Consider the following 24,566-nt stretch of genomic DNA (forward strand, 5'->3'; position numbering starts at 1 on the left):
TGGCCTCCCGGAGGACGGCAGTGGTGCCGTCCATCCCCTCGAAACTACGCCCGTGTGATTCCGCTCACCACCCCCGACACACCTCCGGGGCGAGGTTTAACCCTCCGTTCACGCCGCGGCCCGGACGAGTGCTCCACGGGATCGACCCGGGCGCCCGAGATCGACCCTCGGAGGGTCGATGTCGTGCCGCACAGGCCGCTCTGGGGGGTTCAGTGCTCGACGTGCTTCGGCGCCATCGCGACCGCGCACGCGAACCCGAGGACGAGCACGGCGGCCGTGACCGCGAGCGTCTGTCCGACGGCGGTCGCGAACCCCTGGTGGAACGCGGCGGTGGCGGCGTCGGTCACCTGGCGCGCGACGTCGTCGGGCACCCCCGGCGGGAGGTCGAACGACCCGCCCGCACCGCCCTGGAGGGAGCCCGCGTTCGCGAACCCGTCGACGAACTGCCGGCGGAACTGCTCGGGGATCGAGGCCGCCGCATCCTGCGCGGCGGCGGGGAGCGTGACGGCCAGACGCGCGGTGAGCGTCGCGACGATCGCCGCGGAGCCGATGACGCCGCCGACCTGGCGCGTGGTGTTGAACGCGCCCGCCCCGGCTCCCGCCGTGCGGTGGTCGAGGCCCGACGTCGCGAGGTTGGCGAGCGGCGAGAACACGCACCCGGTGCCGATGCCGAACAGCGTCATGGGCAGCACGATCGTCACGACCGACACCCCGGGGCCCACGACCGCGGCGAGCCAGCCGATCGCGACCGCGAGGACGCCGAAGCCCGTCGCGACGACCCACTTGGCCGGGACCCGGTCGGACAGGCGTCCCGCGAGCGGCGCCACGATCCCCGACACGAGGGACCCCGGCAGGTTGACGAGGGCGGCGTGCAGCGGCGACAGGCCGAGGATCGACTGGAGGAAGATCGTCAGGGGGAAGAAGATCCCGATCATCGCGAACGAGACCGACATGCCGGCGACGTTCGCGAGCGAGAAGTTGCGGGAGCGGAAGAGTCGGAGGGGCAGGAGCGCGCCGTCGCCGAGGCGGCGCTGCCACAGGACGAAGCCCACGAGCACGAGCAGCCCCGCACCGATGACGCCCCAGACAGTGATCGGTCCGGTGATGGTGCCCCAGTCGTACGTCTCCCCCTCCTGGAGGCCGAAGACGACGGCGAACAGGCCGACGACCGAGAGCACGACGCCGAGCACGTCGAACGAGCGCTTGTTCGTCGCGAGGCGCGGCAGCCGGACGAGCGCGAACCACAGCGCCACGACGCCGACCGGCACGTTGACGAAGAAGATCCACTCCCAGCCCCACGACTCGACGAACACGCCGCCGAGCAGCGGTCCGGCGATCGTCGCGACCCCGGCGGTGGCGCCCCACAGGCCCATCGCCGCGCCGCGCTGCCGGGGCGGGAAGACGCGCGTGATCATCGCCATGGTCTGCGGCGTCATGAGCGCCGCGCCGACCCCCTGGACCACGCGCGCGGCGATGAGCATCTCGATGGAGCCCGAGAGCCCGCACCAGGCCGACGCCAGCGTGAAGACCGCGAGACCGACGACGAACACCGGCTTGGGGCCGTACCGGTCGCCGAGGCGCCCGGCGAGCAGGAGCAGCACCGCGTAGGAGAGCAGGTAGGCGCTGTTCACCCAGCCCACCGCGACGAGCGACGCGTCGAGCTCGGTCTGGAGCGTAGGGACGGCGATGTTCACGATCGTCGTGTCGACCATGATCATGAAGAAACCGAGGATCAGCGGCGGCAGGATGCTCCAGGCGCTGCGGCCGTGGAGGTCGACGAGGGGCACGACGCGCGAGCCGGCGTCGGCGGGCGCCGGGGCCGTGCTCGGGCTGCTGCCCGGGGTGGGAGTGGTCACGAGGTCTCCTGAGGTGAGGCAGTGCGGGGGAAGCGGAAGGCGTCCGCGGGCTCCTCGGTCCAGCTCAGCGCGCCCGACTCGACGTCGGCGATCGTCGCGTCGAGCCACGCGATCTCGGCCGCCGTCTGGTGGAGCTGGAAGGACGCGTCGAGCAGGATGCGGCGAGGCAGCCCGCGCGCCACGACGCCGTCGAGGTGCTCGGGCACCCCATCGATCGCGGCGGCGAGCGCGGCGCGACGCTCCCGCAGGAGGGCGAGGGCGTCGTCGCGCGGGAGGTCGTGCAGGAGCGCGAGCCCGACGGGGAAGGCCGGGTACTCGGGCGGCGACTCCCGCACGAGCTCGCGCGTGCGGTCGTGGTGCGCGGCGACCCCCGCGTCCGTGATGGCGTAGACCGTGCGCTCGGGCCGGTTGCCGTCGCGGTCGACGCCCGCGCGCTCGACCAGGCCGTCGCGCTCGAGCCGGTCGACCGCGTGGTACACGGCGCCCGGGTTGAGCCGGACGAGACGGTCGTCGCGCCGCTTGCGCAGACGCACGAGCATCTCGTACGGGTGCATGGGCTGGTCGAGCAGCACGGCGAGCACGAGGGTCGCCGTGGGGCTGAGGCGCGGTGCGGGCACGGTCGTCTCCGGGGACGGTTTCACGGACGGGAGCGACGGACGGTGCGGGCGAGCGGCCCGGACGGGGAGGTCCGTGTGGAATATTCCGCTTGGAATATACGCCTCGACCGGGCGCGGAGTCGACCCCGGACGGTTCGCGCGGTCGTGGCCCGCCGCGTAGGTTCACGAGCCATGAGCGTCACCGAGCTGCTCGACCTCGACGCGACCGCCCTCGCCCGCGCGCTCCGCACCGGCGGCACCTCCCCCACCGAGGTGCTCGACGCCACTCTCGACGCCGCCGGGGGCGTCGGCGCAGACGTCGGCGCGTTCGCCGTCCTCGCCGCCGACCTCGCGCGCACGCAGGCGCTCGCCGCCGAGTCGGCGCTCGTCGCGGCGCGGCGCGCGGGGAGCGCGGTCGAGGGGGCCCCGCCCGGTCGTCCGGACGGGCTCCCCCCGTTCCTCGGCGTCCCCTGCCCGGTCAAGGACCTCACGATGGTCGAGGGCGTGCCGATCCGTGCAGGATCAGCAGCGATCGACCCGGTCCCGGCCCCCTACGACGACGGCGTCGTGACGCTCCTGCGCGCCGCGGGCACGGTCATGGTCGGCAAGACGACCACCCCCGAGCTCGGGCTCCCCTGCTACACCGAGCCCGACGTCGGGCCCACGGCCCGGACACCCTGGGACCTCGCGCGGTCCGCGGGCGGGTCGAGCGGAGGCGCGGCGGCGGCCGTCGCCGCGCGCGTCGTCCCCGTCGCGCACGGGAGCGACGGGGGTGGGTCGCTGCGCATCCCGGCGAGCGCCTGCGGGCTCGTCGGGCTCAAGCCGTCGCGCGGGCTCGTGAGCCCGGGGCCGTACGGGGTCGACGGCGCAGGGCTCGCCACGCACGGCGTCCTCACCCGGTCGGTGCGCGACGCCGCGGCGTTCCTCGACGTGCTCGCCCGGCCGTGGCCGGGTGAGACCTTCACGGCACGCCTCGCGGCCGCGCCGGGCGGGCGGCGGCTCCGGGTCGGGCTCCTGCTCGACCCCGTGATCGCCGCCGACGCTCCCGTGCACCCGGCGTGCGTCGACGCCGCCCGAGCGACCGCGTCGCTCCTCGCCGGGCTCGGGCACGACGTCGTCGAGCTGCCCCCACCCTTCGGCGCCGAGCGCTGGGACGCGTTCGCCGCGCTGTGGTCGGTCGGCGCGCTCCAGGCCCCGGTGCCCCCGGACCGCGAGCACCTGCTCGTGCCGCTCACCCGGTGGCTGCGCGAGCGTGGGCGCGGCGTGAGCGGGCTCGCGTACGCCACGGCCCTCGCCGGCGTGCAGCAGCTCACGCGGGAGGTCGCCGCCGCCTGGGGCGGGGTCGACGTCGTGCTCTCCCCCACGCTCGCCCAGCCCCCCGCGCTCGTCGGGAGCCAACGGGCCGACGACGACCCGGCCGCCGACTTCGCGGCCCAGACCGCGTTCACGCCGTGGACGAGCGTCTGGAACCTCACGGGCCGCCCCGCGATCTCGCTCCCGCTCGGCGAGGTGCGCGTGACCGACCCCGACGGGACCTCCACCACCGTCCCGGTCGGCGTCATGCTCGGCGCCGACCACGGCGGCGACGCGCTCCTCCTCGACCTCGCCGCTCGCCTCGAGGAGGCCGCGCCGTGGTCCCACCGACGACCGGGGGCGTCGTCGTGACCGCCTACGTCGCCCTGCTGTTCGCCGTGAACGTGGGCGGGCGCAAGGTTCCGTCCACCGCGCTGCGCGAGCTCGCGGGCGAGCTCGGGTTCGCGCACGCCCGCACGGTCGTCAACAGCGGCAACCTCGTCCTCGCGCCCGGCACGTCCGGCGCGTCCGGGCCCGACGACGTCGCCCGTCTCCTGCACGACGCCGTCGCCGAACGCTTCGGCGTCGACGCCGCCGTCGCCGTGCTCACCACAGAGCGCCTGCGCAAGATCGTGCGCGGCAACCCCCTCCCCGACGACGCGCAGGAGCGGCCCGCCGCGCTCCTCGTCCTCGTGGGCGAGACCCCGGTCGACCCGGACGGCGCCGCCGCGCTCGACGACCGCGGCGGGACCGAGCGCGCGGCCGTCGCCAACGGCGTCCTCTACGTCGCCTACCCTGACGGCATCGGCCGCTCGAAGCTCACGACCGCGGTCCTCTCGAAGGCCGCCGGCACCCCGGTGACAGGCCGCAACTGGAACACCATGACCCGCCTCCTCACCCTGGCCGAGGACACCCCCGCCTGACCGGACCCGCCGAGCTACACCCGTGGTCACGCGAGGTAGAGCCATGGTCCGCCGAAGTAGAGCCGTGGTCCGACGAAGTAGAGCCGTGGTCCGGCGAGGTGGGCGCGGTCGGGCTTCAAGCTCGCGGGGTCGGGTCCGCGGCGCCGGTGGTCTCGGTGCTCGGGGCTGCGGCGCCGTCGTCCCGGCCCTTCGGCCGTGGGTTCGAGGAGCGCCGCTCTCACGCCCCTTCGCATCCGAGCCCACCCCCACCGCTCGGCCGTCGTCTCACCATGGCTCGGCGGCGAGCCGGCCAGCCGGTCCTTGCCCGCCGAACAGGCGACCACGGCTCGTCAGCCGCCCTGGCCCAGCGCCGACCACCTGCGCGGCGCGACCTCGCGACGACTCGTGCGACGTCGCGACGACCGGGACGGTCGCGGCCGTGGCGCGACCTACGACGCGGCGGCGCGGCAGTGCGGCGATGCGGCGATGCGGCGATGCGGCGATGCGGCGATGCGGCGATGCGGCGATGCGGGAAGTGTCGCGCCGAGACCGGATGCGGCGACGGGACCCGGGCTCGCGAGACCGACACGGCGGGTGGTCGCCCGGGGTGAGCGACGACCAGGGCGAGACGACGTAGGGCGGGGTGGGTGGTGGTGCCGCGTCGTGGCGGGCCTGGCGGGAGCCGCGAGGAACGAGCGGCGGATGGTAGACGCGGCACCACCACCCACCCCGACCACCCCACGCAACCACGCGCCGTCGGGCACAAGAACCACGGCTCTACCTCGCGCGACCAGGGCTCTACCTCGCGCGACCAGGGCTCTACCTCGCGCGACCAGGGCTCTACCTCGCGCGACCAGGGCTCTACCTCGGCAGACCATGGTTCAACCTGGGCGGGGTGGCCGGGCGCCAGTGCTGGACCTTGTCGACGTCGCGCACGACGACGTCGAGGCGGGCGAGCTCGCGCCGCAGGTCCGCGGCGTCGGACGTCTTGTCGGACCGGAGCATGGCGGCGCGGGCGCGCAGCACGGCGTCGGCGCTCGGCGGCAGCGAGAGGTCGCCGGGGACCCAGCGTCGGAACTCCTCCGCCCAGGGGTCGTCGTCGTGCCACGGCCAGCCGTGCGATCGGAACGCACTCGCGAGACGGTCGGTCGCGAGCTCCGTGCGCACGTGCAGGAGCTCGACGACCGGGGCGTCGTCAGGATCACCCTCCGCGGTGCTGGCGGCCGGGGTCGACGCGCGCGCCGCGGGTGACGCGGGCGACGCCGGCCGGTCGGCGGTCGCCGCCGCACGACGGCCGAGCACGACGAGGTCCTTGCGGTCGACGAGCACGGCGGTGACGTCGCCCCGGTCCAGCTCGGTGCGCTCGTCGCGCAGGGTCACGGTCGTGCGCTCGGGGTCGACGGTCACGAGCGCGATGTCCCGCACCGCGTGCGCGGCGAACGCCAGCCCGGCGAGCGTCCCGACGGCGAGGCAGATCCCGATACCGAGCGCGCCGCGCTCGCCGAGGAGCTCGTCGATCGCGCGTGCGAGGCCCTGGAACGGGGCCCAGGGCAGACCCGCCATCCAGCCCGCGAGGTGCAGCACCCCGAACGCGAGAACCGCCCCCACGACCGGCGACCCGCCCCACAGGAGCCAGCGGTCGAGCGCCGTCGGCCCGACGACGGTGGACGCCTCCGGCGACGTCGACGCCTCCGGGGACGGCGCCGGGGCCGGGGCGGAGCCGGTGAGCCCTGTCGGCGTGAGGTCGGGCGTGGGGCGAGGGACGGCGTCGGGCACCCATGGATCCTCACGTGCGCTGGCCGCGCGCGGCGTCGCCCGGGAGGATGATCGCGAGCCGGGCACGTCGGCCGCGCGGGGTACGGCCCCGTAGAATCGAGGGCGGTGTGCCGGGAAGTCTGGTCGGCCACGGTCTCGCGTCCGCGGGCCGTGCGACTCGACAGCGACCCCGGGAGCACGATGACCCACGCCACCCCGCCCTCCGGCACCCACCCCACCCCGCCGACCGACCAGCCGTCGCCCCGTGCGCGGCTGCGCCGCTGGGTGAGCAGGGAGACCACCGGCGGGGCGCTGCTCATCGGCGCGGCGCTGCTCGCGCTGCTGTGGGCGAACTCGCCGTGGCGGGACGCGTACACGACCCTCTCGGAGACGGTCGTCGGGCCCGCCTCGATCGGCCCGCTGCCCCTGCACCTCGACCTGAGCCTCGAGACCTGGGCCGCCGACGGGCTGCTCGCGATCTTCTTCTTCGTCGTGGGCGTCGAGCTCAAGCAGGAGTTCGTGGCGGGCAGCCTCCGGAGCCCGCGTCAGGCGGGCGTGCCGATGCTCGCGGCGGTCGGCGGGATGGCCGTGCCGGCGGTGATCTTCACGGCGGTCGTGCTGCTCGCGGGCGACGACGGCGCGCTGCACGGATGGGCGATCCCGACGGCCACGGACATCGCGTTCGCGCTCGGTGTGCTCGCCGTCTTCGGGCGCGGGCTGCCCACCGCGATCCGCACGTTCCTGCTGACGCTCGCGGTCGTGGACGACCTGCTCGCGATCATCGTCATCGCGGTCTTCTACACCGAGGACCTGCGCATCGGGTTCCTCGGCCTCGCGCTCGTCGCGGTCGCGCTGTTCGCCGCGCTCGTGCGGGCCCGGCGCACGCGCTGGTGGCTGCTGGTGCCCGTCGCGGTGGTCGCGTGGGTGCTGGTGCACGAGTCCGGCGTGCACGCGACGATCGCGGGCGTCCTGCTCGGCTTCACCGTCCCGGCGCTCGCGATGCACGGCGAGGCCGAGTCGCGCACGCACCGGTTCGAGCACGCCCTGCGCCCCTTCTCCCAGGGGATCGCCCTGCCCGTGTTCGCGTTCTTCGCCGCGGGCGTGACGTTCGTCGGGGGCGGGGGTGACGTCCTCGGTCAACCGGTCGTGCTCGCGATCGTCCTCGGCCTGGTGCTGGGCAAGCTCGTGGGCGTGCTCGGGGTGACGGCGCTCGTCACGCGGTTCACCCCGTTGCGCCTGGCGCCCGGCATCGGGGTGCGCGACCTGCTGCCGGTCGGCCTGCTGGGCGGGATCGGGTTCACCGTGTCGCTCCTCATCGCGGAGCTGTCGTTCCCCGACTCGACCCACACCGACGCGGCGAAGATCGCCGTCCTCGCCGCGTCGACGATCGCCGCCGCCCTCGCCGCGGTCGCGCTGCGCTGGGACGCCCGGCGTGCGCGCACCGACGACATGAACCTCGACGACCTGCCGGACGACGTCACCGACCACATCGGCGACGCGAAGGACCGCCTCGAGCACTGACGCGACCCGCTCGGACCCAGGGGTCGCCGGGCCGCCGAACCCGGGGTTGTGGGCGACGTAGCGGCCCAGCTCGCCCGTATCCCCGGGTTCGGCACCTGGAGGCTTCCGCTCAGCAGGTCGGTGCTACCTCGTAGCGGCCGGGCGCCGTCTCGCGCAGCGTCGTGACCGTCGCGTCGCCCTGGCCGAGGTAGGCGAGCGAGCCCACCGCGTAGTACGGGTTGTACGGGTTCACGCCGTAGGAGACCGCGCGGCCGGCGGCCTGGTGCTGGGCGTTCGTCGCCGTCCCGCACCACGGCCCGCTCGGCGCCTGGACCGTGACGGTGACCTGCGCCGTCGTCGCGTTGCCCGCGGCGTCCACCGCGCGTGCCGCGACGACGTGCGCGCCCGCACCGAGCGCCGTCGTGTCCCAGTCGTAGGCGTACGGGGCGGTGCGCAGCGTCGCGAGCGCGGCGCCGTCGACGCTGAGCTCGACCCGGTCCACGGCCCGGTCGTCCGACGCCGCGACCCCGACCCGCACGGTCCCGGTCACGGTCGAGCCCGCGGCCGGCGAGGTGATCGCGACCGTCGGGGCGACGACGTCCGGGTCCGGTCCCGTGCCCGGCCCGCGGTCGACCCGGCGGTTGTTCGCGAACAGGAAGTCGGTGAGGTACGCCGGGTAGTCGACGCTGTTCGTCGCGACGTACGACCCGCCCGGGCCGCCGCCCGCGGGCCACGCGTGGGCGAGCCCGGTGTTCCGGATCAGCGAGACGCGCGGGCCGTCGGCGTCGGACCACAGCGAGCCGGAGCCCGCGGTGTTCGCCCCCGCGAGCCCGGCGAGCGAGAACGACGACGTGGTCCCGGCGCCGTAGAGGTCCGCCATGACCTGGGCGTTGAGCGTCCCGTACCCGGTCGCGACGGTCGTGTCGGCGCTGCCGAACACGACGGACGTCACCTGCGAGCCGAAGTCCGGCGCGTGCGTCCCCGCGAACGTCCGGCACGTCGAGCGCGCCTGGGCGAGGGTCGTCGCGACGCTCCCGATCTGGCCCGACGTCGTCCCGACGGTCGGACCGGCCGCGATCCCGACGCCGGCGAACACGTCGGGCGCGAGGCAGCCCATGACCATCGCCTGGCCGCCGCCGGACGACAGCCCGCTGATGTACACCTGGTCCGGGTCGATGCCGAGCGAGGCGTCGGCCAGCAGCGCCGAGACGAGGTCGAGCAGGTTGTCGTCGTGCCGCGCGGGGCTCGTGCGGCTGTGGTTCGTGTCGTAGTAGTCCCAGCAGCCGAGCAGGACGCCGCCGTTCGGCGCGGCGGGGACCGCGACGACCATGCCGTGGTCGTCGGCGGTGGCGGCCCAGTTGCCCGCGTTCTTGAGCACCTGCGAGGTCTGGACGCAGCCGTGCAGCGAGACCATGAGCGCCCGACCGCCGGGGAGGGCCGGCTCGGTCGTCGGCCGGTACAGCTCGACCGACATGCCGCCCGCGGAGCGCTGGGACCAGGAGCCGGTCGCGGACGCGGGGGCCGTGACGAGCGGCGCGAGCACGACGGCGAGCGCCGTGCCGAGGGCGAGCGCGGCCGCGGACCGGCGGGCGCGCCGCCTGAGGGAGTGCGTGACCATCTGAACCTCCACGTCGAGGTCGGGTCGCCAGCGGCGCGGGACGCGCCGCGGCGCGCACCGTCGCGCGCCGGACCCGGGCGCACCGGACGTTACGTGTGACCTGAATCACCTGTCAACATCCGCTTGTGCACCTCGTGGCCGGATCGTGACCGGCGCGGGTTGACACCGCGTCCGTGGCCGATCCATGATTCCCGCAACCTGAATCGCCTCTCATGTTTGAGTGGCGCTCCCCCCAGGACCACCCAACGAAGGGCGAAGTCATGCGGACGAAGAAGTCCCAGCGGCCGGCACTCGCCGTCGCCGCGCTCGCGGCCGCGAGCCTCGTGCTCGCCGCGTGCGCGCCGACCGACGCGACCGGCGGCGACACGACCGGAGGCGAGAGCAGCACGAGCGCCGACCCGGTCGACGTCGGCATCATCTACTCCAAGACCGGGCCGCTCGCGGCCTACGGCGAGGCTTACTACGAGGGCTTCCAGGCCGGCCTCGACTACGCGACCGACGGCACGGGCGAGGTCGACGGCCGCCCGGTCAACGTGACGTTCCACGACGACGGCGGCGACCCCGACAAGGCGGTCGGCCAGGCGAAGGACCTCATCGGCAAGGGCTACCAGATCCTCGGCGGCACGGTCGTGTCCGGCGTGGCGCTCAAGCTCGCGGAGCAGGCCGAGCAGAACAAGGTCCTCTACATCTCCGGCCCGGCCGCGGTCGACGCGCTCACGGGCATCAACGACTACACGTTCCGCTCGGGCCGCCAGTCGCTCCAGGACGTCGCGACCGCGGGCACGTTCGTCGACCCCGACGGCGCGAAGGTCGTCGTGTTCGCCCAGGACAACGCGTTCGGCCAGGGCAACCTCGCTGCGGTCGAGGCCGTCCTCGGCGCGCAGGGCGCCGAGGTGACGAGCGTGCTCGTGCCCGAGGACGCGACGGAGTTCACGCCGTTCGCGCACCAGATCGTCGACGCCGCGCCCGACCTCGTGTTCGTCGCGTGGGCCGGGGCGACGTCGGGCGCGATGTGGCAGGGCCTCGACCAGCAGGGCGTGCTCGACTCGACGACGGTCGTCACCGGCCTCGGCGACGTCGCGACCTACGGCGCGTACGGCGCGGCGGCGAGCAAGGTCGACTTCCTCAACCACTACTTCCCGGGCGCGGCGGGCACCGAGGTCGAGGCCGCGATGCTCGCGTCGGTCGAGGAGGCCGGCAAGCAGGCGGACCTCTTCACGCCCGACGGGTTCGTCGCGGCGCAGATGATCGTCCACGCGATCGAGGAGGGCGGCGACGACGTCGACGCCATGGTCGACGCGCTCGAGGGCTGGAGCTTCGACGGCCCCAAGGGCACCACGACGGTCCGCGCGTCCGACCACGCGCTCATCCAGCCGATGTACCAGGTGAAGCTCGTCGCCGACGGCGACGCCTGGGTGCCCGAGCTCGTCACCGAGGTGCCGGGCGAGGACGTCGCGCCGGCCGAGGCGGGCTGACGTGGGCGAGCCGCACACCCTCCCCGCGCTCGAGGTCCGCGACCTCGGCCTCCAGATCGGCGGGGCGCGCATCCTCCAGGGCGTGAGCCTCGCCGTCGGGCGGGGCGAGATGCTCGGAGTGATCGGGCCGAACGGCGCGGGCAAGACGACGCTCTTCAACCTGGTGTCGGGGATCCACCGCCCGACGAGCGGGGCGGTGCTCCTCGAGGGCGCGGACGTGACGACCACCTCGGTGGCCGCGCGCGCCCGCGCCGGGCTGGGCCGCACGTTCCAGACGTCGAGCCTGTTCCCGCGCCTGAGCGTCCGGGAGAACGTGCGGCTCGCCGCGCAGGGGCGCCTCGGCGGCGCCCTGTCGGTGCTGCGCTTCCCGCGCCGTGGCGATGCCGCGACGCGGGAGGCGGACCGGCACCTGGAGACGGTGGGGCTCACGCGCCGCGCCGACGTCGCGGCCGGCGACCTGTCCCACGGCGACAAGCGCAAGCTCGAGATCGCGGTGCTCCTCGCGACCGAGCCGCGCGTCGTGCTGCTCGACGAGCCCATGGCGGGCGTGTCGTCGGCCGACGTGCCGGGCCTCGTCGAGGTCATCCGCGACCTGCACGCGACCGGCTGCACGGTCCTCATGGTCGAGCACCACATGGACGTCGTCCTCGGGCTCGTGGACCGCGTCGCCGTCATGCACCACGGCGAGCTGCTCGCGTGCGACACCCCGGACGCCGTCATGGCGGACCCCACGGTGCAGAGCGCCTACCTGGGCGTCACGGCAGGAGAGGCAGCATGAGCGGCCGCAGGAACGACGCCGCCCACGCGGGGGCGCCGAGCGACGTGCCCGTCCTCGAGGTGCGCGGGCTCTCCGCGCGCATCGCGGGACAGCAGGTCGTCGAGGACGTGACGTTCTCCGTCCCGGCCACGGGCGTCACGGCGGTGCTGGGGCGCAACGGCGTCGGCAAGACGTCGACCCTCAAGGCCGTGCTCGGCCTCATCGAGCGCCGCGGCGAGGTGCGGCTCGCGGGCGAGCGCGTCGACGGCGAGCGCACGGACAAGATCGTGCGCCGAGGCGTCGGGTACGTGCCCGAGGACCGCGAGGTCTTCGCCGGGCTCACGGTCGCGGAGAACCTGCGGCTCGCCGAGCGCGACGCCCACCCGCGCCGCGAGCTCGTCGCGGAGCTCTTCCCGGACCTCGTGCAGCGCGCGGCGCAGCGCGCGGGCACCCTCTCGGGCGGTCAGCAGCAGATGGTGTCGCTCGCGCGCGCCCTGCTCAACGCCAACCGCCTGCTCCTCGTCGACGAGCCGACCAAGGGCCTCGCGCCCCGGATCGTCGGCGAGGTGTCCGACGCGCTCGCGGAGGCGGCGCGCACCGTGCCGATCCTGCTCGTCGAGCAGAACCTCGAGGTCATCGAGCGGCTCGCCGAGCGCGTCGTCGTCATCGACGCGGGCCGCGTCGTGCACACCGGCCCGGCGCGCGAGCTCCTCGACGACCCCGACCGCGTCCAGCAGCTCCTCGGCGTGCACGCCGGGGACGCACACCACGAGAACGAAGGGGCGGCTGCCCGGTGAGCACGATCGTCCTCCTCCTCGTCACGGGGCTCGGCCTCGGGGCGCTGTACTTCCTCGTCGCGTCGGGCCTGTCGCTCATCTACGGGCTCATGGGCGTCCTCAACTTCGCGCACGGGTCGTTCCTCACGCTCGGCGCGTTCGGCGGCTGGTTCGTCGCGCGCTCGCTCGGCGCGGACTCGTGGGGCGTGTTCGCCCTCTCGCTGCTCGCCGGAGCCGTCGTCGGGGCGGGCGCCGCGGCGCTCACCGAGCTGCTGCTGATCCGCCCCCTCTACGAGCGGCACATCGAGCAGGTGCTCGTCACGGTCGGGCTCTCGCTCGCGTCGGTCGCGCTGTTCGAGGGCATGTGGGGCTCGGACCCCGAGTTCATCTCCGGGCCTGCGTGGCTCAAGGGCACGACCGACCTCGCGGGCGCGCCTGTGCCCAACGACCGGTTCGTCGCGATCGCCGCGGCGGCGCTCGTGCTCGGCGCGATCGTGCTCTTCCTCCAGCGCACCCGCTACGGGCTCATCATCCGCGCGGGCGTCGAGAGCCGGTCCATGGTCACGGCGCTCGGGATCGACGTGCGCAAGGCGTTCACGCTCGTGTTCGCGCTCGGCGGCGCCGCGGCGGGCCTCGGCGGCGTCCTCGCGTCGCAGTACTTCGGCTACGTCTCGCCGCACCTCGGCGGGTCGCTGCTCATCTTCGCGTTCATCGTCACGGTCATCGGCGGGCTGGGCTCGCTGACCGGGGCCGCGGTCGCGTCCGTGCTCGTCGCGGTCCTCCAGCAGTTCGCGAACTACTACCTCGGCTACGGCGACCTCATCGTCGTGCTGCTGCTCGCGCTCGTGCTCCTCGTCCGTCCCACCGGCCTCCTCGGGAGGGCAGCCGCATGACCACCCAGACCGCTCCCCCGGCCCCGGCCACCCCCGCCGACGACGCACCGCGCGCCGACCGACCCGCCCGCCGGGCGCCGTCGGGCACGCTCGTCCGCACGCTCGCGGGCGTCGCGCTCGTCGCGCTGCTCGCGTGCCTCCCGCTGCTCGCCATCCACGTCCCGGGCGTCCTGCCCGGCCCCACCTACACGCCCGGCGCGCTCCAGATGATGGCGCTGTGCTGGCTCATCGGCGCGCTCGCCCTGAGCTACCACCTGCTGTTCGGCGTCGCGGGGCTGCTGAGCTTCGGCCACGCGCTCTACTTCGCCGCCGGCGTCTACGGGCTCGCGATCGTGCTCGACACGACCGAGATCCCGCTCCTGCCCGCCGCGGCGCTCGTGCTCGTCGGGGGCATCGTCCTCGCGCACGTCGTCGGCGCGATCTCGCTGCGCGTCACCGGGATCTCCTTCGCCATGGTGACGCTCGCGTTCGCGCAGGCGGGCAACGTGCTCGTGCGTCGCAACCCCGGTGGGGCCACGGGCGGCGAGGAGGGCCTCGCGCTCGCGACCGGGAACGTCCCCGACGCGTTCGTGGGCGTGCTCAACACGCGCAACCTCTACTGGCTCGCGCTCGCCGTGCTCGTCGGCGTCTACCTCGTCGTGCTGTGGGTCGAGCGCTCGCGCGCCGGGCACGTCGCGGCGGCGACGCGCGAGAACGAGATGCGCGTGCGCGTCATCGGCGGGCGGCCCTACCTCGTCAAGCTCCTCGTGTTCGTGCTCGCGGCGACGCTCGCGACCGTCGTCGGCATGGCGTACCTGCTGCTCCAGTCCGGGGCCGTGCCGCGCGCGACGTCCGCCGACTTCACGCTCACGCTGCTCGTCATGGTCGTGCTCGGCGGTGTCGGGTCCCGGTGGGGCGCGATCGTCGGCGGCGTGCTCTACACGATCCTCGACCAGCGCCTCGGGACGCTCGCGAGCTCCGCGGCCGTCGCCGACCTCCCGGCCGTGCTGCGCGTGCCGCTCAGCGAGCCGCTGTTCCTCCTCGGGACCCTCTTCATCCTCGTCGTGATGTTCCTGCCCGGCGGGATCGCCGGTGCCGCGTCGCGCCTCGCCGCGCGCCGCCGCCCGCGGGAGGATCGGGAGGGAGCCCGCGAGCGCCTCGAGGAGGTGGCATGACGACGACGCAGCACCGGCCCGGCGCGGGGGACGGCCTGCACACCCTCGGGCGCTGGACGCGCGACCGCGCCCTCGCGACGCCGGACCGCGTCGCGGTCGACGACCGGGGCGTGACCCTGCGCTACCGCGACCTGCACGAGCGCGCGAGCACCCTGGCGGCCGCGTTCCGCGAGGCGGGCTACGGCGTCGGGGACCGCGTGGCCACGGTGACGGGCAACAGCGCCGACCAGGTCGTGCTGTTCTTCGCGTGCGCGCAGGCGGGGCTCGTCCTCGCGCCGCTCTCGTGGCGCCTGTCGCCCGGCGAGCTCGCGGCCCAGCTCGAGCAGGCCGACCCCGCGCTCGTGCTCGTCGAGCAGGAGTTCTCCGCGCTGGCCGACGCCGCCCTGGACCGGCTCGTCCTGCCGCCTCGGCGCACCGAGCTCGGCCGCAGCGGCGTCGAGGCGCGGGTCCCCGCGCCGTCGCGCCGCCCGCGGCCGACCGACGGCGCACGGGGTACGGGTGGCGCAGACCGGGCCGCAGTGGCTCCCGCCCCTGAGCGCCGGGTCGTGCGCGACGACGACCCGCTCCTGCTCGTCTTCACGTCCGGGACGCAGGGCACGCCCAAGGGCGCGCTGCTCACGCACGCGAACTGCTTCTGGACCAACCTCTCGCTCTCGCGCACGGTCGAGCTCACGAGCCACGACGTCGTGCTGAGCGTGCTGCCACAGTTCCACGCGGGCGGCTGGAACATCCAGCCCTTGCTCGCGTGGTGGACCGGGGCGACGGTCGTCCTGGAGCGCACGTTCGAGCCCGAGCGAGTGCTCCAGCTCGTCGCCGAGCGCCGCGTCACCACCATGATGGGCGTCCCGACGAACTACCTGCTGCTCGCCGAGCACCCCGGCTTCGCCGACGCCGACCTGTCGTCGCTGCGGCACGCCGTCGTGGGCGGAGCGCCCATGCCGGAGCCGCTGCTGCGCACGTGGCACCGCCGCGGCGTCGCGCTCTCGCAGGGGTACGGGCTCACCGAGGCCGGGCCCAACGTGCTGTGCCTGCCCGACGACCAGGCGCGCGAACGCATCGGGTCCGCCGGGACGCCGTACCCGCACGTCGAGGTCGCGGTGGCCGACCCGGTGACTGGCCGGCACCTCGACGGACCGGCGTCCGGCGAGCTGCTGGTCCGGGGTCCCGGGGTGTTCGCCGGCTACTTCCGCGACGACGCCGCGACGGCCGCCGTCCTGCACGACGGCTGGCTGCGCACCGGGGACCTCGTCGAGCGCGACGCCGACGGGTACTACCGCGTGGTGGACCGGATCAAGGACGTCTTCATCGTCGGCGGCGAGAACGTCACGCCGTCCGAGGTGGAGACCGTGCTCCGACGCCACCCCGGCGTCGCGGACGTCGCGGTCGTGGGCGTCCCCGACGACCGGTGGGGCGAGGTCGGCGCGGCGTTCGTCGTCCCGCGCCAGGGCGTCCCCACGGACGCCGAGGACCTGGAGGCGTTCTGCCGCCGCGAGCTCGCGCACTTCAAGGTCCCGCGTCGCTTCGACCTCGTCCCGTCCCTGCCCCGCACGTCGCTGCACAAGGTGTCGCGCCGCTCGCTCGCCGAGCGCGTGACCGTCCCGGAGGACTCATGAGCACCCAGCCCCGCACCGCCCGCGGCAACCGCACGCGAGCCAAGATCCTCGCCGCGGCCGAGCAGGTGTTCGCCATGGTCGGGTACCACGACGCGTCGATCGTCAAGATCACCGAGGCGGCGGGCGTCGGGCAGGGCACGTTCTACCTGTACTTCGAGTCGAAGATCGACGTGTTCGACGAGCTCGTCGACGACCTCAACCGCCGCGTGCGGCACGCGATGATCGAGGCGAGCTCGCAGGCGACGACGCGCCTCGCCGCCGAGCGTGCGGGCTTCGAGGCGTTCTTCCGCTTCACCGCCGAGCACCCGGCGCTGTACCGGATCGTGCGGCAGGCCGAGTTCGTCTCGCCCGGAGCGCTGCGCCGGCACTACTCGCGCATCGTCGAGGGCTACATGACCGGCCTCGACAAGGCGCGCGCGAACGGCGAGGTCGGCCACGACGTCGACCCGGAGGTCGCCGCGTGGGCGCTCATGGGCATCGGCGAGATCGTCGGGATGCGCTGGGTCCTGTGGGGCGGGCGCTGGGACGAGGGCGCGGAGCCGCCGTCGTACGACACCGCGGCCGCCGAGGTCCCGCCGCACGTGTTCGAGCAGACCATGCAGTTCATCGAGCGCGCGCTCGCCGCGCCGCGGGCCGCTCCACCGGCCGGGACCGGACCCGCCACCACGACCGACACCGAAGGAGACGCGCGATGACCGCCGCCGCCACCGTCCCCGCAGGCATCCCCGCCGGGTCCGGCGCCCCCACGCTCGCCGGGCGCCGCGCGCTCGTCACGGGCGGCGCGAGCGGCATCGGTGCGGCGTGCGCGCGCGAGCTCGCCGGTCGCGGCGCGCACGTCACGATCGCCGACGTCGACCCCGACGGCGCGAAGCGCCTCGCGGACGAGCTCGGCGGCGAGGCGTGGGTCGTCGACCTCGCCGACACGCGTGCGCTCGACGACCTCGCGCTCGACGTCGACGTCCTCGTCAACAACGCGGGCGTGCAGCGCGTGAGCCCCATCGAGGACTTCCGCCCCGACGACTTCCGCCTGCTGCACGCGATCATGCTCGAGGCGCCGTTCCTGCTGGTCCGGGCCGCGCTCCCGGGGATGTACGCGCGCGGGTTCGGCCGTGTCGTCAACGTCTCGTCCGTGCACGGCCTCGTCGCGTCGCCGTTCAAGTCGGCGTACGTGTCCGCGAAGCACGGCCTGGAGGGCCTGTCCAAGGTGACGGCGCTCGAGGGCGGCCCGCACGGCGTGACGAGCGTGTGCGTCAACCCCGGGTACGTGCGCACGCCGCTCGTCGAGAAGCAGATCGCGGACCAGGCACGCGTGCACGGCATCCCCGAGTCCGAGGTGCTCGCGACGGTGCTCCTCGCCGAGTCCGCGGTGAAGCGGCTCGTCGAGCCGGAGGAGGTCGCGTCGCTCGTCGGCTGGCTCACCGGGCCGGACGCATCGATGGTCTCGGGAGCCTCGTGGACGATCGACGGCGGCTGGAGCGCGCGGTGACCGCGGGAGCGACCGCGGGCACGGCCGCCCGCCCGACGACGGACCCCGCGCGCGCGTCGCACGACGTCACCGCGGCGACCCACACCTACGCGACGCTCGACGTGCCCGTCGCGGGCGGCCGGCTGCGCGTCGGCGTGTGGGACCCGGTCGGCCCGCACGCACCCGGGCCGGGCGCCCGGCCCGACGGCGGCACGCCCCCCGCGCACGACGCGGTCCCGACCGTCCTCGCCGTGCACGGCATCACCGCGTCGCACCGCGCGTGGCCGGCGGTCGTCGCGGCCCTCCCGGGCGTGCGCGTCGTCGCGCCCGACCTGCGGGGGCGCGGTCGCAGCAACGCCCTGCCCGGCCCGTACGGCATGGGCGCGCACGCCGACGACCTCGCCGCGGTGCTCGACGCGCTGGGGATCGGGAGCGTCGTCGCGCTCGGGCACTCGATGGGCGCGTTCGTGTCCGTCGTGCTCGCGCACCGCCACCCCGGCCGCGTCTCCCGGCTCGTGCTCGTCGACGGCGGCCTCCCGCTCCCGCCGCCCACCGGGCTCGCGCCGGACGCGACGCACGACGAGGTCCTGCGCGCCCTGCTCGGCCCGGCCGTCGAGCGCCTCGAGCGCACGTTCGCCGACCACGAGGAGTACCGCGGCTTCTGGCGCGCGCACCCCGCGTTCGCGAGCGCGTGGGACGAGCCGTGGGCCGACGTCGTCGCGGGGTACGTCGACTACGACCTCGTCGGCGAGGCGCCCGCGCTGCGTCCGGCGTCGTCAGGGGCGGCGGTCTCCGCCGACTCGCTCGAGCTCTACGAGGGCGGGCCGCTCGCGGACGCGCTCGCGGGCGACCACCCCCTCGACGTGCCCCTCGTGCTGCTGCGCGCGCCGCGCGGCCTGCTCGACGAGCCCGAGGCCCTCTACTCCCCCGAGCACCTCGCCGCGTGGCGCGCGCGGCTGCCGGGGCTGCGCACCCGCGACGTAGCGGGTATCAATCACTACACGATCATCATGAGCCCGCCCGGCGTCGAGGCCGTCGCGGGCGAGACCCTGCAGGCCCTGGCCGCCGTCACGAGCGACGGACCGGGACCGGCGAGTGACGAGGAGGTCACGGCATGAGCCCCACGATCGCGTCCCCACGAGGGACCGGGCTGGACAAGGTGGTCGCGTCCGCGGCCGAGGCCGTCGCGGACGTGCCCGACGGCGCGTCGCTCGCCGTCGGCGGGTTCGGCCTGTGCGGCAACCCCATCGCCCTCATCGAGGCGCTGCTCGCCCAGGGCACGCGCGACCTGTGGGTCGTGAGCAACAACTGCGGCGTCGACGACTGGGGCCTCGGGGTCCTGCTCGGGGCGGGCCGCATCCGCAAGATGACGAGCTCGTACGTCGGGGAGAACAAGGAGTTCGAGCGGCAGTTCCTCTCGGGCGAGCTCGAGCTCGAGCTCACCCCGCAGGGCACGCTCGCCGAGAAGCTGCGCGCCGGCGGCGCGGGCATCGCCGGGTTCTGGACGCGCACCGGCGTCGGCACGCAGGTCGCCGAGGGCGGCCTCCCCCAGCGGTACGACGGCGCGGGCGGCGTCGCGCAGGCGAGCGCGCCCAAGGAGGTGCGCACGTTCGGCGTCGGCCCGCGCGGTCACGACGGCGCGTTCGCCGACGAGGCCGAGTTCGTGCTCGAGGACGCGATCACCACGGACTTCGCGCTCGTGCACGCGCTGCGCGGCGACCGGCACGGCAACCTCGTGTTCCACCGCTCGGCCCGCAACTTCTCCCCGCTCGCCGCGATGGCGGGCCGCGTGTGCGTCGCGCAGGTCGAGGAGCTCGTCGAACCGGGTGAGATCGACCCCGACGAGGTGCACCTGCCCGGCGTCTTCGTGCACCGCGTCGTCGAGGTGGGCCCCGACGCGCCCAAGCGCATCGAGCGCCGCACCGTGCGCCCGGCCGCCGCGACCGACCAGCCCGCGCCCGCGCCGTCGGGCACCGCGACGACCGTGAAGGAGGGCTGAGCCGTGCCGCTCACCCGCGACGAGATGGCCGCGCGCGCCGCGCGCGAGCTCCAGGACGGCTGGTACGTCAACCTCGGCATCGGCCTGCCGACGCTCGTGCCCAACTACGTGCCGGCGGACAAGCACCTCGTGCTCCAGTCGGAGAACGGGATCCTCGGCGTCGGGCCGTACCCGACCGAGGACGCCGTCGACCCCGACCTCATCAACGCCGGCAAGGAGACCGTCACCGTCCTGCCGGGCGCCGCGTTCTTCGACTCCGCGCTGAGCTTCGGCATGATCCGCGGCGGCAAGATCGATGCCGCGATCCTCGGCGGCATGCAGGTCTCCGAGACGGGCGACCTCGCCAACTGGATGATCCCCGGCAAGATGGTCAAGGGCCCCGGCGGCGCCATGGACCTGGTGCACGGGGCGGGCCGCGTGATCGTGCTCATGGAGCACGTGGCGCGCGACGGCTCGCCCAAGATCCTGCGCTCGTGCTCGCTCCCCCTCACCGGGCGGGGCGTCGTGCACCGGATCATCACCGACCTCGCCGTGATCGACGTGACGCCCGACGGCCTCGTGCTGCGCGAGACGGCGCCCGGGGTGAGCGTCGACGACGTGCGCGCCGCGACCGAGCCCGACCTCGTCGTCGCGCTCGACGACGCCCCGCTCGACGTCGCCGATGCCGGCCCAGGACCGTCCACGCAGGCCGCGGGGACGCCGTCGTGACGCGCGAGGTGCTGCGCCGCGACGTCCCCACCCCGCGCGGTCGCGAGCACGTGCGCGAGGTCGTGGCCGACGGCGACGTGCGGGCAACGGTCCTGCTCGTGCACGGCAACTGCTCGTCGTCGGCGTTCTTCGACCCGCTGCTGCGCGCGCTGCCCGCCGACGTGCGCGGCGTCGCGGTCGACCTGCGCGGGTACGGCGACGCCGAGCCCCGGCCCGTCGACGCGACCCGCGGCGTGCGGGAGTTCGCCGACGACGTCGCGGCCGTCCTCGACGCGCTCGACCTCGCGCGCCCGCTCGTCGCCGTCGCGCACTCCGCCGGGGCGGGCGTCGCGCTCCAGCTCGCGACCGACCGGCCCGACCTGTTCGACGCGATCCTCCTCGAGGCGCCCATGTCGCCGTACGGGTTCGGCGGCACGCGCGACGTCGACGGCACGCCGCTCTCCCCCGACTTCGCGGGCTCGGGCGGCGGGACGGCGAACCCCGCGTTCGTCGCGGCGCTCGCCGCGGGTGACCGCAGCGAGGACGCCGGGTCGCCCCGCGACGTGCTGCGCCGGTTCTACGTCGCCGACCCGGCCGCGCTCGGCGAGCCGCTCGGTGCCTTGGAGGAGCTCCTGCTCGACTCCGTGCTCTCCACGCGCACGGGCGACGACAACTACCCGGGCGACCGGACGACCTCCGACACCTGGCCCGGCGTGGCGCCGGGGAGGCGCGGCATGAACAACGCGATCAGCGCAAAGTTCTGCGACCTTTCCGGCTTCGCGACGTCCGGTGCGACGGCGCCCGTGCTGTGGGTGCGCGGCGACGCCGACGCGATCGTCGCGGACACGTCGCTGTTCGACCTCGCGCAGCTCGGCGCGCTCGGCGCCGTCCCCGGCTGGCCGGGGGCCGAGACGCACCCGCCGCAGCCGATGGTCGCCCAGACCCGGGCCGTCCTCGACGCCTACGCCGCCGCGGGCGGGCGGTACCGTGAAGAGGTGCGGCCCGGCGTCGGGCACAGCCCCCACCTCGAGGAGCCGGACGTGTTCCTCGGGCTCCTGCTCGGGCTGGTCGACACTGCCGTTGCCGACGTCGACGCCGCCGCCGCACGAGCGGGCGCCACACCCCCGGCGCCCGTGCAGACACCGCCGTCCGCACCCCTGGAGGTCCAGCCGTGAGCACCACCACCCCCGTCTCCCCCCATGTCTCTCCCGCCGCCCGCCCGGACGACGTCGTGATCGTCGCCGCAGCCCGCACCCCGCAGGGGCGGCTCAAGGGCTCGCTCGCCGCGCTGACCGCGGTCGAGCTCGGCGCCGTCGCCGCGCGCGCCGCGATCGAGCGCTCGGGCCTCGGTGCGGACGCAGTCGACGCGGTCGTGTTCGGCCAGGTGCTCCAGGCCGGGGCGGGGCAGAACCCCGCGCGCCAGACCGCCGCGGGCGCCGGCGTGGGCTGGGACGTGCCCGCCGTGACGGTGAACAAGGTGTGCCTCTCGGGGCTCACCGCCGTCATCGACGGCACGCGCATGATCCGCTCCGGCGAGGCCGAGGTCGTGCTCGTCGGCGGCCAGGAGTCGATGACCAACGCGCCGCACCTGCTGCCCGGATCGCGCGCCGGGTTCGCGTTCGGCGACGCGACGCTCGTCGACGCCGTCGCGCGCGACGGGCTCACCGACGCGTTCGACCGCGCGTCCATGGGCGTCTCGACCGAGCGCACCAACGTCGGCGACGTGTTCGTCTCGCGCGAGGAGCAGGACGTCGTCGCGGCGGCCTCGCACCAGCGCGCTGCGGCCGCGGCGAAGGACGGCCTGTTCGACGCCGAACTCGCGCCCGTGAGCGTCCCGCAGCGCCGGGGCGAGGCGGTCGAGGTGCGCGACGACGAGGGCGTGCGGCCCGACACGACCGTCGAGGGCCTCGCCCGCCTGCGCCCCGCGTTCGACCCCGAGGGCACCATCACCGCGGGCAACGCGTCGCAGATCTCCGACGGCGCCGCCGCGCTCGTGCTCACGACGCGTGCCCGGGCCGAGTCCGCGGGTGCGCCCGTGCTCGCGACCGTGCGGACGTGGGGGCAGGTCGCCGGCCCCGACACGTCGCTGCACTCCCAACCCGCGCGCGCGATCCTGCAGGCGCTCGACCGCGCCGGCTGGACCGTCGACGACCTCGACCTCGTCGAGATCAACGAGGCCTTCGCGACCGTCGTCGCGGTGTCCACGCGCGTGCTCGGCGTCTCGCCGGACGTCGTCAACGTGCACGGTGGCGGCATCTCGCTCGGCCACCCCATCGGTGCGTCCGGTGCCCGCCTCGCGGTTCACGCGGCGCACGAGCTCGCGCGCCGTGGTGGCGGGCGCGTCGCCGTCGGGCTGTGCGGCGGCGGCGGCCAGGGAGAGGCGCTGCTGCTGGAGGCGTGACCACGCTCGACCGGCTCGACAGGACGGCGCGGAGCACCTCGCCTACGCTCGCGACGTGCAGCCGACCGTGACAGAGACCCGCGCCCCCGATCTCGTCGACGAGAAGCCTGCGAGGCACGGTGTGTGGGGGCGGTGGCTGCGGCGGTTCTCGGCGACCGGGCTGGTGCTCGCGCTGCTGTGGTTCTGCCTGTCGTTCACGCCGTCGCTCATCCCGCGCGCCTGGTACTACCAGGCCGTGATCTCCGGGGTGAGCGCGGTCGGCGGCTACGGCCTGGGGGCGTTCGTCGAGTGGTTCGCGCTCAAGGTCGGGCTGCGCATCCGATGGACGGCGCGGGCGAGCCGCGTCGCGTGGTGGGTCCTCGCAGGAGCGACCGTCGTGCTCGTGCCGCTCTCGCTGGTCCTGGGCGCCCGCCGCCAGATCGAGCTGCGGCACCTGTTCGGCATGTCCGAGGACGTCCCCGGACGTGAGGTCGTGACGCTCCTCGTCGCGCTCGTCGTCGCGCTGCTCGTGCTCCAGGCCGGGCGCGGGCTGCGCCGCGTCGCGCGCTGGGTCGCCCGGCTCGTCGGCCGGGTCGTGCCCGCCCCGGTTGCGCGGTTCGTGAGCGGCGTGGCCGTCGCGGTCGTCGTGGTGCTCGTGTTCAACGGGGTCGTCTGGTCGGGCGCGATGAGCGCGCTCAACTCGATCTACGCGGCCGCGAACGCCGACGTCGACCCACGCCTGTCGCCGCCGACCCAGCCCGAACGGTCCGGGTCGGACGCGTCGCCCGAGACGTGGGACTCGCTCGGTGCTGAGGGGCGCAAGTTCGTCGTGTCCGGCCCGACGCTCGACGAGCTGACCGCGTTCGCCCAGGCGGGCGACGTCGTCGACCCCGCGGACGTGCGCGAGCCGATCCACGCCTACGCCGGCCTCGATCCCGACGGCGACCTCGACGCCACGGCGGCGCGCGTCGTCGACGAGCTCGACCGGACGGACGCGTGGGACCGGTCCGTCCTCGTCGTCGCCACCACGACCGGGACGGGCTGGGTGGACCCCGGCATGGTCGAGGCGCTCGAGCTCATGCACGGCGGCGACACCGCGATCGCGAGCATGCAGTACTCGTACCTGCCGAGCTGGATCAGCTTCGTCGGCGACCGGTCGACCCCGCCCGCCGCGGGCAAGGCGCTGTTCGAGGCGGTGTACGACCGCTGGTCGGAGCTGCCCGAGGACGACCGTCCGCGCCTGCTCGCGTTCGGCATCTCGCTCGGGTCGTTCGGGATGCAGGGCGCCTTCAGCGGCGTGCAGGACGTCGAGGCGCGTTCCGACGGCGCGATGTTCACCGGGACGCCCGGCTTCACGCCGCTGTGGCGCGAGCTCACCGACGCGCGCGACCCCGGGTCGCTCGAGTACGCGCCCGTGCTCGACGACGGCCGGCAGGTCCGGTGGGGGCGCCCCGTCGAGACCGGGGTCGCAGACCTCTGGGGTCCCGGCCCCCGGTGGGACGAGCCGCGCGTCGTCTACCTCCAGCACGCGTCCGACGGCGTGACCTGGTGGGGACCGGAGACGCTGTGGTCCGAGCCCGACTGGCTGCGCGAACCCCGCGGCCCCGACGTCCTGGGTGACGTGCGGTGGTACCCGTTCGTCACGTTCTGGCAGCTCACGGGCGACCTGTTCGTCGCGGCCGCGTCGGACATCCCGCCCGGCCACGGCCACGTCTACAAGCTCGAGTACGCCGACGGGTTCGCCGCCCTGCACGCTCCCGCGGGCTGGTCGGCCGCCGACACCGCGCGCCTCAAGGCCGCGATGGGCGCGCCGACGCAGGGCGGCTCGATCGGCTGACCCGGCCCGG

General features: G+C 75.0%; 21 protein-coding genes. 17 read left to right on the forward strand and 4 right to left on the reverse strand.

Going from position 1 to position 24,566, the window contains the following annotated elements; translation table 11 throughout:
- Positions 1 to 209 precede the first annotated feature (209 nt).
- Positions 210 to 1,718 carry a DHA2 family efflux MFS transporter permease subunit gene (locus tag AC6CH9_RS06625; protein ID WP_498154430.1) on the reverse strand — a complete coding sequence of 503 codons (1,509 nt, stop codon included), beginning with the start codon at positions 1,716 to 1,718 and terminating at the stop codon, positions 210 to 212.
- Between the two features lie 134 nt (positions 1,719 to 1,852).
- Positions 1,853 to 2,473 (reverse strand): PadR family transcriptional regulator, encoded by a 621-nt coding sequence (locus tag AC6CH9_RS06630; protein WP_498154206.1) that lies wholly within the window; start codon positions 2,471 to 2,473, stop codon positions 1,853 to 1,855.
- 171 nt (positions 2,474 to 2,644) lie between these two features.
- Between AC6CH9_RS06630 and AC6CH9_RS06635 the strand changes: the two genes are divergently transcribed.
- Together AC6CH9_RS06635 and AC6CH9_RS06640 are read left to right on the forward strand one after the other, a co-directional pair.
- Positions 2,645 to 4,117 (forward strand): amidase, encoded by a 1,473-nt coding sequence (locus AC6CH9_RS06635; protein WP_498154207.1) that lies wholly within the window; start codon positions 2,645 to 2,647, stop codon positions 4,115 to 4,117.
- Positions 4,084 to 4,668, forward strand: a complete 585-nt coding sequence (locus AC6CH9_RS06640) for a DUF1697 domain-containing protein (protein WP_498154208.1) — start codon at positions 4,084 to 4,086, stop codon at positions 4,666 to 4,668. Before AC6CH9_RS06635 ends, AC6CH9_RS06640 begins: the two co-directional genes overlap by 34 nt.
- Before the next feature lie 840 nt (positions 4,669 to 5,508).
- On the opposite strand, the gene AC6CH9_RS06645 is transcribed toward AC6CH9_RS06640, so the two are convergent.
- Complete coding sequence (locus tag AC6CH9_RS06645; protein ID WP_498154209.1) at positions 5,509 to 6,423, reverse strand: YqeB family protein; 915 nt, start codon at positions 6,421 to 6,423, stop codon at positions 5,509 to 5,511.
- 180 nt (positions 6,424 to 6,603) lie between these two features.
- On the opposite strand from AC6CH9_RS06645, the gene nhaA reads away from it, so the two are divergent.
- Entirely contained in the window at positions 6,604 to 7,923 is a 1,320-nt protein-coding gene (gene nhaA, locus AC6CH9_RS06650) for a Na+/H+ antiporter NhaA (RefSeq protein ID WP_498154210.1), read from the forward strand.
- A gap of 109 nt (positions 7,924 to 8,032) precedes the next feature.
- Here nhaA and AC6CH9_RS06655 read toward each other — a convergent pair whose 3' ends face one another.
- Entirely contained in the window at positions 8,033 to 9,520 is a 1,488-nt protein-coding gene (locus tag AC6CH9_RS06655) for an extracellular catalytic domain type 1 short-chain-length polyhydroxyalkanoate depolymerase (protein ID WP_498154211.1), read from the reverse strand.
- A gap of 260 nt (positions 9,521 to 9,780) precedes the next feature.
- On the opposite strand from AC6CH9_RS06655, the gene AC6CH9_RS06660 reads away from it, so the two are divergent.
- Genes AC6CH9_RS06660 through AC6CH9_RS06725 form a run of 14 tightly spaced genes read left to right on the forward strand, consistent with a single transcriptional unit; the run spans position 9,781 to position 24,556 of the window.
- Positions 9,781 to 10,995 carry a substrate-binding domain-containing protein gene (locus AC6CH9_RS06660; protein WP_498154212.1) on the forward strand — a complete coding sequence of 405 codons (1,215 nt, stop codon included), beginning with the start codon at positions 9,781 to 9,783 and terminating at the stop codon, positions 10,993 to 10,995.
- Between the two features lies 1 nt (position 10,996).
- Entirely contained in the window at positions 10,997 to 11,773 is a 777-nt protein-coding gene (locus AC6CH9_RS06665; protein WP_498154213.1) for an ABC transporter ATP-binding protein, read from the forward strand.
- The gene (locus AC6CH9_RS06670) at positions 11,770 to 12,549 is read left to right on the forward strand and encodes an ABC transporter ATP-binding protein (protein WP_498154214.1); all 780 of its coding nucleotides are present in this window, start codon (positions 11,770 to 11,772) and stop codon (positions 12,547 to 12,549) included. The genes AC6CH9_RS06665 and AC6CH9_RS06670 overlap by 4 nt, the downstream gene beginning before the upstream one ends.
- Positions 12,546 to 13,421: a branched-chain amino acid ABC transporter permease gene (locus AC6CH9_RS06675; RefSeq protein WP_498154215.1), complete on the forward strand. Its 876-nt coding sequence runs from the start codon at positions 12,546 to 12,548 to the stop codon at positions 13,419 to 13,421. The genes AC6CH9_RS06670 and AC6CH9_RS06675 overlap by 4 nt, the downstream gene beginning before the upstream one ends.
- The gene (locus AC6CH9_RS06680) at positions 13,418 to 14,575 is read left to right on the forward strand and encodes a branched-chain amino acid ABC transporter permease (protein ID WP_498154216.1); all 1,158 of its coding nucleotides are present in this window, start codon (positions 13,418 to 13,420) and stop codon (positions 14,573 to 14,575) included. The genes AC6CH9_RS06675 and AC6CH9_RS06680 overlap by 4 nt, the downstream gene beginning before the upstream one ends.
- The gene (locus AC6CH9_RS06685) at positions 14,572 to 16,188 is read left to right on the forward strand and encodes a class I adenylate-forming enzyme family protein (protein ID WP_498154217.1); all 1,617 of its coding nucleotides are present in this window, start codon (positions 14,572 to 14,574) and stop codon (positions 16,186 to 16,188) included. Before AC6CH9_RS06680 ends, AC6CH9_RS06685 begins: the two co-directional genes overlap by 4 nt.
- On the forward strand, positions 16,185 to 16,883 hold the full coding sequence (locus AC6CH9_RS06690; protein ID WP_498154218.1) for a TetR/AcrR family transcriptional regulator: 699 nt from the start codon (positions 16,185 to 16,187) through the stop codon (positions 16,881 to 16,883). Before AC6CH9_RS06685 ends, AC6CH9_RS06690 begins: the two co-directional genes overlap by 4 nt.
- Entirely contained in the window at positions 16,880 to 17,674 is a 795-nt protein-coding gene (locus tag AC6CH9_RS06695; RefSeq protein WP_498154219.1) for a 3-hydroxybutyrate dehydrogenase, read from the forward strand. Before AC6CH9_RS06690 ends, AC6CH9_RS06695 begins: the two co-directional genes overlap by 4 nt.
- Positions 17,671 to 18,771 (forward strand): alpha/beta hydrolase, encoded by a 1,101-nt coding sequence (locus AC6CH9_RS06700; RefSeq protein WP_498154220.1) that lies wholly within the window; start codon positions 17,671 to 17,673, stop codon positions 18,769 to 18,771. The genes AC6CH9_RS06695 and AC6CH9_RS06700 overlap by 4 nt, the downstream gene beginning before the upstream one ends.
- Positions 18,768 to 19,652, forward strand: a complete 885-nt coding sequence (locus AC6CH9_RS06705) for a CoA transferase subunit A (protein WP_498154221.1) — start codon at positions 18,768 to 18,770, stop codon at positions 19,650 to 19,652. Before AC6CH9_RS06700 ends, AC6CH9_RS06705 begins: the two co-directional genes overlap by 4 nt.
- A 3-nt stretch (positions 19,653 to 19,655) precedes the next feature.
- Positions 19,656 to 20,360, forward strand: coding sequence for a CoA transferase subunit B (locus AC6CH9_RS06710; RefSeq protein WP_498154222.1), 705 nt, complete (start codon positions 19,656 to 19,658; stop codon positions 20,358 to 20,360).
- Positions 20,357 to 21,514, forward strand: a complete 1,158-nt coding sequence (locus AC6CH9_RS06715) for an alpha/beta fold hydrolase (RefSeq protein ID WP_498154223.1) — start codon at positions 20,357 to 20,359, stop codon at positions 21,512 to 21,514. Before AC6CH9_RS06710 ends, AC6CH9_RS06715 begins: the two co-directional genes overlap by 4 nt.
- A complete protein-coding gene (locus AC6CH9_RS06720) occupies positions 21,511 to 22,740 on the forward strand; it encodes an acetyl-CoA C-acyltransferase (RefSeq protein ID WP_498154224.1) in 1,230 nt (409 codons plus the stop codon). The genes AC6CH9_RS06715 and AC6CH9_RS06720 overlap by 4 nt, the downstream gene beginning before the upstream one ends.
- A gap of 55 nt (positions 22,741 to 22,795) precedes the next feature.
- Entirely contained in the window at positions 22,796 to 24,556 is a 1,761-nt protein-coding gene (locus AC6CH9_RS06725; RefSeq protein ID WP_498154225.1) for an alpha/beta hydrolase, read from the forward strand.
- Positions 24,557 to 24,566 lie beyond the last annotated feature (10 nt).

The sequence above is a fragment of the Cellulosimicrobium sp. GQ32 genome (assembly GCF_059758455.1).

Coding starts and splice junctions, on each gene's coding strand:
- AC6CH9_RS06670 (WP_498154214.1), top strand. CDS start 11,770: ATGAGCGGCCGCAGGAACGACGCCGCCCACGCGGGGGCGCCGAGCGAC.
- AC6CH9_RS06695 (WP_498154219.1), top strand. CDS start 16,880: ATGACCGCCGCCGCCACCGTCCCCGCAGGCATCCCCGCCGGGTCCGGC.
- AC6CH9_RS06655 (WP_498154211.1), bottom strand. CDS start 9,520: ATGGTCACGCACTCCCTCAGGCGGCGCGCCCGCCGGTCCGCGGCCGCG.
- AC6CH9_RS06625 (WP_498154430.1), bottom strand. CDS start 1,718: ATGATCATGGTCGACACGACGATCGTGAACATCGCCGTCCCTACGCTC.
- AC6CH9_RS06680 (WP_498154216.1), top strand. CDS start 13,418: ATGACCACCCAGACCGCTCCCCCGGCCCCGGCCACCCCCGCCGACGAC.
- AC6CH9_RS06635 (WP_498154207.1), top strand. CDS start 2,645: ATGAGCGTCACCGAGCTGCTCGACCTCGACGCGACCGCCCTCGCCCGC.
- AC6CH9_RS06690 (WP_498154218.1), top strand. CDS start 16,185: ATGAGCACCCAGCCCCGCACCGCCCGCGGCAACCGCACGCGAGCCAAG.
- AC6CH9_RS06660 (WP_498154212.1), top strand. CDS start 9,781: ATGCGGACGAAGAAGTCCCAGCGGCCGGCACTCGCCGTCGCCGCGCTC.
- AC6CH9_RS06685 (WP_498154217.1), top strand. CDS start 14,572: ATGACGACGACGCAGCACCGGCCCGGCGCGGGGGACGGCCTGCACACC.
- nhaA (WP_498154210.1), top strand. CDS start 6,604: ATGACCCACGCCACCCCGCCCTCCGGCACCCACCCCACCCCGCCGACC.
- AC6CH9_RS06705 (WP_498154221.1), top strand. CDS start 18,768: ATGAGCCCCACGATCGCGTCCCCACGAGGGACCGGGCTGGACAAGGTG.